Genomic DNA, 12,661 nt, shown 5'->3' with positions numbered 1-12,661 from the left:
AGCCGACAAGCGGCGGATCCAGCGCCCGGTGAATATAGGAGAGATGCTATGGGTGACGGCCCCATATTTGGTCTGACGACCGCTTTCACGAACTTCATGCTTCAGCCCAGGGAAGTCGCCCAATGGTCCGAGGCGAACGGCTTCGAATCCATCTGGATTGGCGAACATTCCCACGTGCCCACCGGACAGAAGTCGCTGCGTCCCGAATATAAGGAAACGCCGGCGACCTATCGCGAGCTGTACGATCCCCTCCTCACCCTGATGAGCATCGCCGACGCGACGACGACGCTCAAGCTTGGCACGTCGATCCTGATCATTCCCGAACATCATCCGATCCGTCTGGCAAAAATGATTTCGACGCTCGATCAGATTTCGGGCGGGCGCGTGATATTGGGCGTCGGCGCCGGCTGGAGCGCGGAGGAAATGGCGGACTATGGCATCGAGTTCAAGGATCGCTGGAAGTATACGCGGGAATGCGTGCTGGCCATGCGCGAGATCTGGAACAACGAGATTGCCGAATTTTCTGGCGAAATGATCAACTTCGAGCCGATGTGGTGCGGTCCAAAGCCTGTTCAGCCGGGTGGTCCACGCGTGCTGATGGGCGCCTGGAACCGGCTGGCCCTGCCCCGCGCCGCGGAATATTGCGACGGATGGCTGCCGGTCGACCAGGGCGAAAGAATGGCCGGTTTTGTAAACGACCTGCGCGAGGAATGCGACCGCGCCGGCCGCTCCTTCGACGATCTCGATCTCACGGTCCTCATCGATTCGCTGGCGGCCTTTTCGACCACAGACAGCGTGGAAAAGCGCGTCGAGGAACTGCATGCAATGGGCTTCAAGAGAATGCTGCTCTATTTCACGCAGGAGCGCGAACCCGCCGAGGTCCAGTGGGAAAACCTGGAGCGCCTGGGCGCGATCGTGAAGACATTTCGTTAGGTCGTTCGGAAGGCGACGGGCGCTCCCGCCGCCAGGCAGCTATTTGCGCAGCAGGAACACCGCGTGTTCCGCGAACAGATTGGCGTTGGCGTGGGTGGTTTCCTTGTCGCCCTTCAGGAACCATTGGCCATCGATCGCCCAGCCGCGCTCCTTCACCAGCGCGCGGAAATCGTCGACGGTGACGTGATGGATGTTGAGCGTATCATACCAGGTGTCCGGCAACAGGCGGGTCACCGGCATGCGCCCGCCCCACATCAGCGACAGCCGGCCGCGCCAATGGGCGAAATTGGGGAAGGAAACGAAGGCCTGGCGGCCGATCCGCAGCAGTTCCTCGACTACCCGGTCGGGACGCCGCGTGGTTTGCAGCGTCTGGCTGAGGATCGCATAGTCGAAGCTGGCGTCGGGATAATAAGTAAGGTCGGTGTCGGCGTCGCCCTGAACGACCGAGAGGCCGCGCCCCACCGCCGCCGCGACATTGCCGCCGTCCAGTTCCAGCCCGCGCGCGTCGACCTGCTTGCTGTCGCGCAGCGCGGCCATCAGCGCGCCGTCACCGCAGCCGACGTCGAGCACGCGGGCGCCCGGCGTGACGGTGCGGGCGATAAGCGCAAGGTCGGGCCGCAATCCCGCTTCGGTCACGCGCGACCGCCCTTCAGGAAGCCGTCGACAACGCGGTTAAGTTCGGGACATTCGAGCAGGAAGGCGTCATGGCCGAAGGGGCTGGACAGTTCGACAAAGCTCGCCTGCGCGCCGCTGGCATTAAGGGCATGGACGATGACGCGGGATTCGGCGGTGGGATAGAGCCAGTCGGTATCGAAGCTGACGAGGCAGAAGCGCGCGCGGGTGGCGGTGAAGGCTGTGGCGAGGCTGCCGCCATGATCCTCCGCAATGTCATAATAGTCCATGGCGCGGGTGATGTAGAGATAGGAGTTGGCGTCGAACCGCTCGACGAAGCTCAGCCCTTGATGACGCAGATAGGATTCCACCTGGAAGTCGGCGTCGAAGCCGAAGGTCTTGGCGTCGCGCCCCTGCAGGCGGCGGCCGAATTTCTCGGTCAGGCCCGCTTCGGAGAGATAGGTGATGTGCGCGGCCATCCGGGCGACGGCGAGGCCGGCGCTCGGCACCTGGCCGTCAGCATAATAGTCGCCGCCGCGCCAGTGCGGATCAGCCATGATCGCCTGCCGTCCGACTTCATGAAAAGCGATGTTCTGGGCGCTGTGGCGCGCGGTCGACGCGATGACGACGCAGCTTTCGACGCGGTCGGGGTAAAGCGTCGGCCAGGTCAGCGCCTGCATACCCCCCATCGAACCGCCAATGACGGCCGACAGGCGGCGGACCCCCAGATGATCGAGCAGCAGCGCCTGCGCCCGTACCATGTCGGCGATGGTCAGCACCGGGAAGCGCATGGCGTAGGGCGCCTTGGTGCCGGGATCGAGGCTGGCCGGGCCGCTCGACCCCATGCAGCTGCCGATGACATTGGCGCAGACGATGAAGTGCCGCGCGGGGTCCACAGGCTTGCCTTCACCCACCATCCGCCACCACCAGCCGGGCTTGCCGGTGACGGGGTGGTCGGAGGCGACGAACTGGTCGCCGGTCAGCGCATGGCAGATGAGGATGACGTTGGACCTGTCCTCATTCATCCGCCCATAGGTTTCATAGGCGATGTCGACCGGCGCGAGGGCGGCGCCGCTGTCCAGCCGAAGGGGGCCGCCGAGGCGGACCTGACGGCGGAGGCCGAAACGGCTGTCATCGGAAAGCGGGGCGCTGGCCATGGCGGTGGGGCTAGGACTGCGGACGGAGGCTGTCAATCGTGGTAAGATCGACTAGAGGAAGGCCATGACTTCCAGCCCATCCGTTCCGGTCGTCGCCTATGGCCCCCTGTCCCCCTATCTGGACGAGGCGCTGCGGCATCGCTTCATCGTCCATGCCGTAGCGGCCGATGCCGATCCGGCCACACTGGGCGCGGAGGTGCGGCAGGCGCGGGCGCTGGTGTCCTTCGGGTCGGTCGGCGCGCAGGCCGCGATCATGGACGCGTTGCCGAAACTGGAGATGATCGCGCTGTTTTCGGTAGGCTATGACAAGGTCGACATCGATCATGCCCGCGCCAAAGGCATCATGGTCAGCAACACGCCCGACGTGCTGACCGACGATGTCGCCGACCTTGCGGTGGGGCTGCTCTATGCGGCGGTACGCAATATCGCGACCAATGACCGGATGGTGCGGTCCGGCGCATGGGCGCGGGGCGAGAAGCCACAGCTTAGCGGCAGCGTAACGGGGCGGCGGATCGGCATATTGGGACTGGGACGGATCGGCCGCGCGATCGCCCGGCGGCTGGAGCCGGTGGCCGGCGAGATCATCTATCACAGCCGCCGCGCGGCCCAGGATGTACGCTATCGCTATGTCGCCGACCCGATCCAGTTCGCGATGGAGAGCGATGCCATCCTCGTCGCCACCTCCGGCGGACCGGAAACGCAGGGGCTGGTCGACGGGGCGATGCTGGACGCTCTGGGAAGCCAGGGGGTGATCGTCAATATCAGCCGGGGCAGCGTGATTGACGAGGATGCGCTGGTGGCGGCGCTGGCGGAAGGGCGGATCGGCGGCGCGGGGCTGGACGTGTTCGCCCACGAACCGCACGTGCCGCCCGCCCTCCTCGCGATGGACCATGTCGTATTGCAGCCGCATCAGGGCAGCGCGACCGAGGGCACGCGCCGTGCCATGGCTGACCTGGTACTCGCCAATCTGGACGCCTGGGCGGGCGGAAAGCCGCTGGTGACGCCGGTCCCATAGCGCGCTTTGCCTTTGGCGCGGATGACGCTAAAGCGCGGCCATGACGAAACCAGCGCCCAAGGAATGGATTCTCGGCATTTCCCCCTATGTGCCGGGCAAGGCGGCGGCCGACGATGGCCGGCCGCTGATCAAACTGTCGGCCAACGAAAACCCGCTGGGCACCGGAGAGGCCGCGCGCGCGGCGCTGGTGGCGGCGACGGCGGACCTGGCCACATACCCTGATCCGGGTGCCGCGAAGCTGCGCGAGGCGATCGCGGCTGCGCATCGGCTGGACCCCGCGCGGGTGATCTACGGCACAGGGTCCGACGAGTTGCTGCATCTCGCCGCGAGCGGCTATGCGGGGCCTGGGGACGAAGTGCTATATGTGCGCTACGGCTTTTCGGTCTATGACATCGCGGCGCGCCGGGTGGGCGCCACGCCGGTGATCGCCCCCGACAGGGACTATGCGACCGATATCGACGCGCTGCTGGCCTGCGTCACCGACAAGACCAAGGTCCTGTTCCTGGCGAACCCGAATAACCCCACCGGCACGATGACCCCGCGCGAGGATATTGCCCGGCTGCACGCGGCGCTGCGGCCCGACATATTGTTCGTGCTCGACCAGGCCTATGCCGAATATCTGGACGCGGACGAGGATGATGGCGGGCTGGAACTGGCGAAATCGGCCGCCAATGTGTTCGTCACCCGGACCTTCTCCAAAATCTACGGCCTTGCGGCGGAGCGCATCGGCTGGGGCTATGCCAGCGCGGAGGTGATCGACGTGCTGCACCGCATCCGCGCGCCCTTCAACGTGACGGCCGCGGGACAGGCGGCGGCGGTCGCGGCGATCAACGACCAGGCCTGGGTCGAGACGAGCCGCGCGCATAATCGCCGGTGGCGCGAATGGCTGGCGGGGGAAATCGCGTCGCTGTCCAACCATGGCCTGCGCGCGGTGCCGAGCAAGGCGAACTTCATCCTGATCCTGTTCGGGGGCGCGCTGACCGCCGAGGCGGCGATGAAGGGGCTGTGGGACGAAGGCTATGCGACCCGGTGGCTGCCTGGACAGGGCCTGCCCCATGGCCTTCGCATCACGATCGGCACCGAGCAGCAGGTACGCAGCATAGCGGCCAAGCTGCGCGCCATGGCGGAGGCGGCCTGAGCGATGCTGCCTTTCACCCGCGTCACCATCATCGGCCTTGGCCTGATCGGTTCATCCCTGGCGCGGGCGATCCGCGACCATATGCCGACGGTCCGGGTGACAGGCCATGATGCCGATCCGCGCGTGCGGGAGATCGCGCGCGCCATCGACCTGTGCGACGATGTGACCGATACGGCGGGCGCATCCGTGACTGACGCGGACCTGGTGATATTGTGCGTGCCCGTCCGCGCGATGGGCATGGTGGCGGCGGACATCGCCGACGATCTGCCGGGCGACGCCATCGTCAGCGACGTTGGTTCCTGCAAGGCGGACGTGCTGGCGCAGCTCAATGCCGCACTGCCCGGCCGGACGATCATCCCCGCGCATCCGGTCGCGGGGACCGAGAATAGCGGGCCGGAGGCGGGGTTCGCCTCGCTGTTCCGCGGCCGCTGGTGCATCGTGACGCCGCCTGCCGGTGCTGATCCGGCGGCGGTCGCGCGCATCGTCGAATTCTGGCATCGTGTCGGTGCCGACGTTGAAACCATGGACCCGCAGCATCATGACCTGGTGCTGGCGGTGACCAGCCACCTGCCCCACCTGATCGCCTATACCATCGTCGGCACGGCCAGCGACCTGGAAGATGTGACCCAGTCGGAAGTCATCAAATATTCGGCAGGCGGCTTCCGCGACTTCACCCGCATCGCGGCTTCTGACCCGACGATGTGGCGCGACGTGTTCCTGGCCAACAAGGAAGCGGTGCTGGAGATGCTCCAGCGCTTTTCGGAGGATCTGTCCACCTTGCAGCGCGCGATCCGCTGGAATGATGGCGACACGTTGTTCAACCTGTTCACCCGCACCCGGGCGATCCGGCGGTCGATCATCGAACAGGGCCAGGACGATCCAAAGCCCGACTTCGGGCGCAGCCATTAACTTTCCGGCTCATCGTCCTTACCAGCAACAGGCCCATTGAGCGCATTGATGGCCGCATGGACGCGCGCTTCCGCTTCCCGGCGGTCGAGGCCGGGCGGGACGATCTCCCCCACCTTGTAGGTGATGACGCCGGCTCGCTTGTGGAAGCTGCCGCGCGGTGCCAGCCTGCCGCTGTCGACGGCAATGGGTACGACCGGCAGGCGGAGCATGGCGTAGAGGCCCGCAAAGCCGGCGCGTAGCGGCGGCGCTTCGCCATGGGGCACGCGGGTGCCTTCGGGAAAAAGGCAGAGCGGGCGGCCCTGCGCGACAGTCTGGCGGGCGGCGGCGAGCAGGGACCGCATCGCGCTCGCCCCGGCACCGCGTTCGACCGGGACAAGGCCATAGCGGCGAGCGATATTGCCCCAAAGAGGGATGTCGAGCAGTTCGCGCTTGGCGGCGATCACCGGCCGGTCGAACAGGCACAGCAGGTCGATGGTCTCGAACATCGATTCATGCTTCAGGATATAGAGATAGGACCCGTGCGGCAGATCGCCGTCGATCCGCACCCGCTGCCCCAGCAGAAAGCGCGCGCAGAGCCGGTGGAAGCGCCCCCAGGCGGTTGCCACGGCGGCCACGCCAGCGGGTCGGACCCAGGCGACCAGCAGGGCCGTCAGCACCATGAGCACCGAGCCGCCGTAGAAGATCAGCATATAGGCAAGCGAGCGCAGCGTAGTGATCATGGGACGGCGATCATATCCCGATCAGCGCCGCAGCCCGGCGCAGCAGATATTTGTTATATTCCCGCAGCAGCATGGCGAGGCTGGGCCGGCTGGGAACGGCGTCGTAGACGATGGTCGGGCGACCCGGCAAGGCCTGACGCAGTTCCAGGCCGGCACGGCGCATGTGCCAGTCGGTGGTGATAAGGCGCACGCTGGTGAAGTGGCGCCGTTCCAGCCAGCGGGCGGTTTCGATCGCGTTCGACCTGGTGTCGATGGCTTCGCGACCGAGCGTGATGCAGCAGGCGAACAGCCGTTCGGGCGCATGATATTGCGTCGCCAGTTCAGCCGGGCGGACGGATCGGTCAACGCCGGAAATCAGCATGCGCTTCGCCGCGCCTTCCTGCAACAGCGCAAGGCCCCGGTCGATCCGTCCCGCGCCGCCGGTCAGGACGACGATGGCGTCGGTCGGCCGGCCATCCTGGGGTTGCGGCAGGAAGATCGCGAACCAGGCAAAGCCCAGCATCCACGCCAGCAGCGTGACGGCGGCGAGGCGCACGATCATAGCAGTCGCCCCAGCGACCGCAGCACCGTCCAGCGCGCGGCGAGCGTGGCCAGCAGCACGCCGCCGACAGGCAGCAGGGCAAGGATGATCCAGCTTGCCCAGGGCAGGCTGATCGCGGCAAGCAGGGCGGACCCGGTGGCGGTCATCCGGCTGCCGAGCAGGACGATCACGAACAGCGCGACCGAGAAACCGAGCGCGCCGCCGAACAGCGCGTCGAGGCCGATGCGACGCTGGAACAGGCGAGCGATCTGAACATCGGTCGCCCCCATCAGGTGCAGCACGTCGATCGTGCCGCGATGGCTGTCATGCGCGGCGCGCGCCGCCAGCACGACGATCGCGGCGGTCGCCAGCGCCATCAGCAGGACGATGCCGGCCGCCAGCCCGCCCAGCGCAGCCAGCAACGCAGCGAGCGGCTGGAGAAAGGCGGCATGGGGTTCGACCCGGATACGGGGCGAAAGGGCGGCCAGCTGGCGGCGCAGGCGTTCGACCCGGACATCGGCGGGACCCGGCGCCAGATCGACGTCGATCAGGGCGGGAATGGGAAGGTCGCCGCTGGTCGCTGCATCGCCGAGCCAGGGCCGGATCTGGTCCGCAAGCGTAGCCGGATCAACGGGACGGACCGCGCGTACGTCGGACGAAGCGCGCAGCATCCGGACGGCCCGCCCGCTCAGCGCTTCGCGCAGATCGGCGTTGGCCTCGACGATCTGGACGGTGGCGCGACCGGCGAGATCGGCGCCGACCGCCCGGACCGCCGCGCCCAGGCCAAGACCCGCGGCCGCGGACAGGACCGTCAGGAACATCATGATCGCGATCACCCAGGGCATGGGCCCCGCGACCCGGCCTTCGGGCAGCAGCCGGTGGCGCGCGGCGGCGGCGGCACGGCGGTCGACCGCGCTGCTCACGAGGTCGCCACCTGGGGCCGGGGCGGATAACGCAGCGCGCCGGTGGGATCGGACAGGCGCCCCTTGTCGAGGCGCATCATCTGCGCGCCGGCAACCTGGCCGATCAGCGGCAGATCGTGAGTGGCGACGACGATGGTGGTGCCCAGGCGATTGAGCGCCTCGAACAGGGTGAGCAGGCGTTGCGCCATGTCAGCGTCGACGTTGCCGGTGGGTTCGTCGGCTACCAGGATTTCAGGCCGGGCGATGACGGCGCGGGCGATGGCGACCCGCTGCTGCTCCCCGCCCGAGAGGGTCGCGGGACGCGCGTCGCCGCGATCGCCGAGGCCCACCCAGTTCAGCATCTCGCTGACCGAGGCGTCGATCTCGCTTTCGGCCATGCCGGCGACCCGAAGCGGCAGGGCGATATTGTCATAGGCCGACAGGTGCGACACCAGCCGGAAATCCTGGAAGACCACGCCGATGCGGCGGCGAAAGCCCGGCAGGCGCTTGCGCGGCAGCGTCACGACATCCTCGCCGAACAGGCGGATGACGCCCCGGCTGGGCCGCTGGGCCAGGTAGATGAGTTTCAGCAGCGAGGTCTTGCCCGCGCCCGACGCGCCGGTCAGGAAATAGAAACCGCCGCCATGCAGGGAGAAGCTGACGTCGGACAGCGTCTCGCTATCCAGACCGTAGCGCAGGCCGACATTTTCGAACTGGACGATCGCCGACATGCCTCAATGATTGCGCCCGCGCGCTCCCTTCTGCCCCTGTGACACAGCCATGGCACAGCGGGCAGGGAGCCGTAAAGCCCAACCGGCGGAAACCGCCGAGTCGCGGCAGCATCCGCCGCTGCATGAAGCCGCTTGCCCTTGAGTCCAAGCCGTGCCTATGAAGCGTCATGATCCTGGTGTGTCCCAATTGCGCCACGCGCTATATTGTGCCGGACAGCGCCGTCGGCCCCAATGGCCGCCAGGTTCGCTGCGCCTCCTGCAAACATAGCTGGTTCCAGGAGGGCGCCGTGCCCGCGCCCAGGGAAGAACTGGCGGCCGTGGGCCAGGCCGGTGCCGATGTGGCCGTTGCGCCGGCTCCGCCACCGGCCTCTGCTCCTCCTCCTCCTCCTGCTCCACCGCCACCCACGGCCGAACCCGCGCCGGTTGCCGATCCGGTCGTTGCCGCGCCCGAGGTGGAGCCTGTTCGCCAAAGCGCCACAGCGCCGGTCGTCGCTTCCGCAGCAGCGCCCGACAACTGGGTCGACGATGTCTATGGACGCGCCCCTCGGGAGCCGGTGGAAAGCGATGAGCTGCCTGCCCGGCCCCGGCGCAACACGCTGAAGCTCTGGACCTATGCCGCCGTCGCCTTTTTCCTGGCCATCGGTGCAGCCGGCGGCGCTTTCTGGTATTTCGGCACGCCAAGCTGGGCCGTCAATCTGGGGCTGGTGCCGGAAGAGGGCGATCCCGATCTGCTCTTCTATCTCTCCAAGCCCGCGGAGCGGCGCAAGCTGCCCACCGGCGAGGAATATTTCGCGTTCGGCGCGCGGATCGTGAACAGCGGCAAGCAGACGCTGCCCGTGCCGCCGGTGCTGGTCCAGCTACGTGACCAGCAGAACCGCCTGGTGTTCAGCTGGACGACGAAGGCGGACCGCGCCAGCCTGAAGCCCGGCGAGGAAGCGTCGATCAACGAGAGCCGGATCGACATCCCCAAAAATGCGGAAAATCTGTCGCTGACCTTCGTGCAATAAGCCGGGGTCAGGGATAGCTGACCGTCTTCGGCCGCCCCTGCGGGATCGGGATGAACTCCTGGTCGTCGCCGGGGATCAGGGGAAAGCGCATGGCTTCCCAATCCTCGCGCGCCTGCATCAGTCGGTCGGTGCTGGAAGACACGAAGTTCCACCAGACATGGCGCGGCGAGCGGAAGGCTTCGCCGCCGCAATACATGACGCGGCCGCCATCGACGCTCATCAATGTGGCACGGGTGCCGGGGCGCAGGACATAGAGCGTCTGCGGCAACAGGGCCACGCCATCGAGCGCGGCATCGCCGCCCGCGACATAGAGGGCGCGTTCATCAGCGTCGGTATCGATCGGGACACTGCCGCCGGGGGACAGCTGGATGTCGGCATAGATGGTGTCGGCATAGGTGGTGACCGGCGAGGTCGCGCCCCAGAGGCTTCCCATGATGACCCGCGCACTCGCCCGGCCGCAATCGATGACGGGCAGGCCGCCCTCACCGACATGTTCGAAGGCGGGTGCCATTTCCTCGCGCGCATCGGGCAGCGCGAGCCAGGTCTGGATGGCGGACAGCTTCGACTCCCGCGCCCGGTCGCTGGCCGGTGACCGTTCCGAATGAACGATGCCGCTGCCCGCTGTCATGAGATTGACCGCGCCCGGCTCGATCAGCTGTTCGGTGCCGAGCGAGTCCCGGTGGAGGAAGGCGCCTTCGAACATATAAGTGACGGTCGCCAGGTTGATGTGCGGATGGGGGCGCACGTCGATCCCCTGCCCCGGCGCGATCTTCGCGGGACCAGCCTGATCGAAGAAGATGAAAGGCCCCACCATCGTCCGTCCCGGCGCGGGCAACGAGCGGCGGACGCGGAAATCGCCGAGGTCGTGGGTGGTGGGCGTGACAGTCTGGACAATGATTTCGTCGAGGGTCATGGCTATCCCTTCTGTGTCAGGCTTCGCCCGGCGCGCGGGCCTTGATGGCGAGCGCATGGATCTTCTCGCGCAGCAGTTCGGCCAGCGCCGCGTTTACAAGACGCTGGCGGGCGACGCGATTTCTGCCCGCAAACTGCGCCGACACGACCTCCACCGTGAAGTGGCTTTCGCCGGCGCCGTCATGGCCGGCATGGCCGCGATGCTTGTCGCTGTCGTCGATGACGGCGAGATGGTCGGGTGCCAAGGCGGCGCGCAGCCGCTCTTCGATTTCCGTGGCCACAGGGCCTTTCGGTTGAATGGTCATCGCCCCTATATAGGCGCTTTGCCCCTTCTTGCATCAGGACAATCTTGGCCAGCGATTCCTTCTCGACCCGACGTTTCAACCGTTTCCACGGCCGCGTGGCAAGCGACCGCGCCTGCGCGGTGGACGGCTGCACCGAGCCGGGAGAGTTCCGCGCGCCGCCGCTGGAGGGCAGCCGGGCAACCCACGAAGGGCCGCAATGGCGCTGGCTGTGCCTCGACCATGTGCGCGAGTTCAACCAGGGCTATAATTTTTTCACCGGCATGAGCCCCGAGGAAATCGCCGCCGCACAGAGGCCCTATGCCGGATGGGAACGGGAGACGCGCGCCTTTTCCGCCAATGCCGCGAGCCCGCCGCCGCGCTGGTCGGATTTTCAGGACCCGCTGGACGCCATCGGCGCCAGGTTCAAGGAACGGGTCGCCAAGGCGCGCGCCGATGCACAGATACGGCAGGACGGCAAGTTCCTGTCCGGCGAGGACCGCAAGGCGCTGGGGGTCATGGGCCTGCCGATCGATGCGGATCGCAAGGCGCTCAGACAGCGTTATACCGCCTTGCTGCGCCGCTATCATCCCGACCATAATGGGGGCGACCGCAGCCATGAACAGGCATTGCAGGACGTGATCGAGGCCTATGGCCTGCTGCGCAAGGCCCCGGCCTTCGCCTGACGCCGGGCAAAAGCAGGCCAATCCGACCCATGGGGCGGCTTGATCGATAGCGCAGGAGGCCCCACTCTATCGACACGCCCTTCGGCTATGATTAGGGGCTGGAACGACATGACGAGAAAGACCGCGAAATGACCGACATCCCCAACGTCCAGCCCGATACCCGTTCCGAAACGCTGCTGGCCACGCCCGACCGTGAGGCGGATGCGCGCGACATGTTCGGGATCGACGTCGACATGAAGATCCCGGCCTTTTCCGAAGCCGACGAACGCGTGCCGGACCTGGATCCCGCCTATGTGTTCGATCCGGATACGACGCTGGCGATCCTGGCAGGCTTTGCCTTCAACCGGCGCGTCATGGTGCAGGGCTATCACGGGACCGGCAAGTCGAGCCATATCGAACAGGTCGCTGCCCGCCTGAAATGGCCATGCATCCGCATCAACCTGGACGCGCATATCAGCCGTATCGACCTGATCGGCCGCGACGCCATCGTGTTGCGCGAAGGACAGCAGGTCACGGAATTCCGCGAGGGGCTGCTGCCTTGGGCCATGCAGCATCCGGTCGCGCTCGTTTTCGACGAATATGATGCGGGCCGGCCGGACGTCATGTTCGTGATCCAGCGCGTGCTGGAAGCGGAGGGCAAGATGACGCTGCTCGACCAGAACCGGGTCATCCACCCCAATCCGCATTTCCGCCTGTTCGCCACCGCCAACACTGTCGGCCTGGGCGATACGACCGGCCTTTATCATGGCACGCAGCAGATCAACCAGGGCCAGATGGACCGGTGGAACCTGGTGGTGACGCTCAACTATCTGCCCGCCGCGACCGAGGCGCAGATCGTCCTCGCCAAGTCGGGCGAATATGATCATGAGGGCGGCCGCAAGGAAGTGGAGAACATGATCAAGGTGGCGGAACTGACCCGGCAGGGATTCATCAACGGCGATATTTCGACCGTCATGAGCCCTCGCACCGTGATCAGCTGGGCGCAGAATGCGCTGATCTTCAAGAATGTGGGCTTCGCCTTCCGCCTGTCCTTCCTCAACAAGTGCGACGAGGCGGAACGGCCGCTGGTTGCCGAATATTATCAGCGCGTGTTCGGCAAGGATCTGCCCGAAAGCGTCGCGAGCCGGGCGGCATAACGC

15 protein-coding genes are annotated in these 12,661 nt (G+C 66.6%); 7 read left to right on the top strand and 8 right to left on the bottom strand.

All coding sequences use genetic code 11. The features are described 5' to 3' along the window. The first annotated feature begins 48 nt into the window (after positions 1-48). Entirely contained in the window at positions 49-933 is an 885-nt protein-coding gene (locus tag AAC640_RS14605; RefSeq protein WP_340267524.1) for a TIGR03619 family F420-dependent LLM class oxidoreductase, read from the top strand. A gap of 39 nt (positions 934-972) precedes the next feature. Here the strand turns inward: AAC640_RS14605 and metW are convergent, their stop codons facing one another. Continuing rightward, the gene (gene metW, locus AAC640_RS14600) at positions 973-1,569 is read right to left on the bottom strand and encodes a methionine biosynthesis protein MetW (protein WP_340267522.1); all 597 of its coding nucleotides are present in this window, start codon (positions 1,567-1,569) and stop codon (positions 973-975) included. After that, positions 1,566-2,702, bottom strand: coding sequence for a homoserine O-acetyltransferase MetX (gene metX / locus AAC640_RS14595; RefSeq protein WP_340267520.1), 1,137 nt, complete (start codon positions 2,700-2,702; stop codon positions 1,566-1,568). The genes metW and metX overlap by 4 nt, the downstream gene beginning before the upstream one ends. Positions 2,703-2,766: 64 nt before the next feature. Here metX and AAC640_RS14590 point away from each other — a divergent pair, with 64 nt between their 5' ends. The 3 genes from AAC640_RS14590 to AAC640_RS14580 are packed head-to-tail and all read left to right on the top strand — an operon-like array spanning position 2,767 to position 5,764. Continuing rightward, positions 2,767-3,717, top strand: a complete 951-nt coding sequence (locus tag AAC640_RS14590; protein ID WP_340267518.1) for a 2-hydroxyacid dehydrogenase — start codon at positions 2,767-2,769, stop codon at positions 3,715-3,717. 40 nt (positions 3,718-3,757) lie between these two features. Continuing rightward, positions 3,758-4,855 (top strand): pyridoxal phosphate-dependent aminotransferase, encoded by a 1,098-nt coding sequence (locus tag AAC640_RS14585; protein ID WP_340267516.1) that lies wholly within the window; start codon positions 3,758-3,760, stop codon positions 4,853-4,855. Positions 4,856-4,858: 3 nt separating this feature from the next. After that, complete coding sequence (locus tag AAC640_RS14580; protein WP_340267514.1) at positions 4,859-5,764, top strand: prephenate/arogenate dehydrogenase family protein; 906 nt, start codon at positions 4,859-4,861, stop codon at positions 5,762-5,764. On the opposite strand, the gene AAC640_RS14575 is transcribed toward AAC640_RS14580, so the two are convergent. From AAC640_RS14575 to ftsE, 4 genes are read right to left on the bottom strand one after another with little or no spacing between them, the layout of a single operon-like run. Then, entirely contained in the window at positions 5,761-6,483 is a 723-nt protein-coding gene (locus tag AAC640_RS14575) for a lysophospholipid acyltransferase family protein (protein WP_340267512.1), read from the bottom strand. The two genes, AAC640_RS14580 and AAC640_RS14575, sit on opposite strands and share 4 nt — an antisense overlap. A 10-nt stretch (positions 6,484-6,493) precedes the next feature. Further along, entirely contained in the window at positions 6,494-7,024 is a 531-nt protein-coding gene (locus tag AAC640_RS14570) for a YdcF family protein (RefSeq protein WP_340267510.1), read from the bottom strand. Further along, positions 7,021-7,926, bottom strand: coding sequence for a cell division protein FtsX (locus AAC640_RS14565; RefSeq protein WP_340267508.1), 906 nt, complete (start codon positions 7,924-7,926; stop codon positions 7,021-7,023). Before AAC640_RS14565 ends, AAC640_RS14570 begins: the two co-directional genes overlap by 4 nt. Next, positions 7,923-8,636, bottom strand: coding sequence for a cell division ATP-binding protein FtsE (ftsE, locus tag AAC640_RS14560; RefSeq protein WP_340267506.1), 714 nt, complete (start codon positions 8,634-8,636; stop codon positions 7,923-7,925). The genes AAC640_RS14565 and ftsE overlap by 4 nt, the downstream gene beginning before the upstream one ends. Before the next feature lie 167 nt (positions 8,637-8,803). Here ftsE and AAC640_RS14555 point away from each other — a divergent pair, with 167 nt between their 5' ends. Continuing rightward, the gene (locus AAC640_RS14555; RefSeq protein ID WP_340267504.1) at positions 8,804-9,643 is read left to right on the top strand and encodes an MJ0042-type zinc finger domain-containing protein; all 840 of its coding nucleotides are present in this window, start codon (positions 8,804-8,806) and stop codon (positions 9,641-9,643) included. Positions 9,644-9,650: 7 nt separating this feature from the next. On the opposite strand, the gene AAC640_RS14550 is transcribed toward AAC640_RS14555, so the two are convergent. Beyond that, on the bottom strand, positions 9,651-10,556 hold the full coding sequence (locus tag AAC640_RS14550; protein WP_340267502.1) for a pirin family protein: 906 nt from the start codon (positions 10,554-10,556) through the stop codon (positions 9,651-9,653). Between the two features lie 16 nt (positions 10,557-10,572). Further along, on the bottom strand, positions 10,573-10,860 hold the full coding sequence (locus AAC640_RS14545; protein ID WP_340267500.1) for a BolA family protein: 288 nt from the start codon (positions 10,858-10,860) through the stop codon (positions 10,573-10,575). Between the two features lie 44 nt (positions 10,861-10,904). Between AAC640_RS14545 and AAC640_RS14540 the strand changes: the two genes are divergently transcribed. Together AAC640_RS14540 and cobS are read left to right on the top strand one after the other, a co-directional pair. Further along, positions 10,905-11,522: a J domain-containing protein gene (locus AAC640_RS14540; protein ID WP_340267498.1), complete on the top strand. Its 618-nt coding sequence runs from the start codon at positions 10,905-10,907 to the stop codon at positions 11,520-11,522. Positions 11,523-11,650: 128 nt separating this feature from the next. After that, a complete protein-coding gene (cobS, locus tag AAC640_RS14535; protein ID WP_340267496.1) occupies positions 11,651-12,658 on the top strand; it encodes a cobaltochelatase subunit CobS in 1,008 nt (335 codons plus the stop codon). Positions 12,659-12,661 lie beyond the last annotated feature (3 nt).

This window comes from Sphingobium mellinum (genome assembly GCF_037860795.1).
GTDB classification, from domain to species: domain Bacteria; phylum Pseudomonadota; class Alphaproteobacteria; order Sphingomonadales; family Sphingomonadaceae; genus Sphingobium; species Sphingobium mellinum.
Note: the sequence above shows the minus strand (reverse complement) of the source record. Positions and strands in the feature narration are given on the sequence as shown.

Bases quoted from the DNA above. Each gene is read 5' to 3' on its own strand.
- AAC640_RS14570 (WP_340267510.1), bottom strand. From the start codon at position 7,024: ATGATCGTGCGCCTCGCCGCCGTCACGCTGCTGGCGTGGATGCTGGGC.
- ftsE (WP_340267506.1), bottom strand. From the start codon at position 8,636: ATGTCGGCGATCGTCCAGTTCGAAAATGTCGGCCTGCGCTACGGTCTG.
- AAC640_RS14575 (WP_340267512.1), bottom strand. From the start codon at position 6,483: ATGATCACTACGCTGCGCTCGCTTGCCTATATGCTGATCTTCTACGGC.
- AAC640_RS14585 (WP_340267516.1), top strand. From the start codon at position 3,758: ATGACGAAACCAGCGCCCAAGGAATGGATTCTCGGCATTTCCCCCTAT.
- AAC640_RS14555 (WP_340267504.1), top strand. From the start codon at position 8,804: ATGATCCTGGTGTGTCCCAATTGCGCCACGCGCTATATTGTGCCGGAC.
- metX (WP_340267520.1), bottom strand. From the start codon at position 2,702: ATGGCCAGCGCCCCGCTTTCCGATGACAGCCGTTTCGGCCTCCGCCGT.
- AAC640_RS14605 (WP_340267524.1), top strand. From the start codon at position 49: ATGGGTGACGGCCCCATATTTGGTCTGACGACCGCTTTCACGAACTTC.
- AAC640_RS14590 (WP_340267518.1), top strand. From the start codon at position 2,767: ATGACTTCCAGCCCATCCGTTCCGGTCGTCGCCTATGGCCCCCTGTCC.
- AAC640_RS14550 (WP_340267502.1), bottom strand. From the start codon at position 10,556: ATGACCCTCGACGAAATCATTGTCCAGACTGTCACGCCCACCACCCAC.
- cobS (WP_340267496.1), top strand. From the start codon at position 11,651: ATGACCGACATCCCCAACGTCCAGCCCGATACCCGTTCCGAAACGCTG.
- AAC640_RS14580 (WP_340267514.1), top strand. From the start codon at position 4,859: ATGCTGCCTTTCACCCGCGTCACCATCATCGGCCTTGGCCTGATCGGT.
- AAC640_RS14545 (WP_340267500.1), bottom strand. From the start codon at position 10,860: ATGACCATTCAACCGAAAGGCCCTGTGGCCACGGAAATCGAAGAGCGG.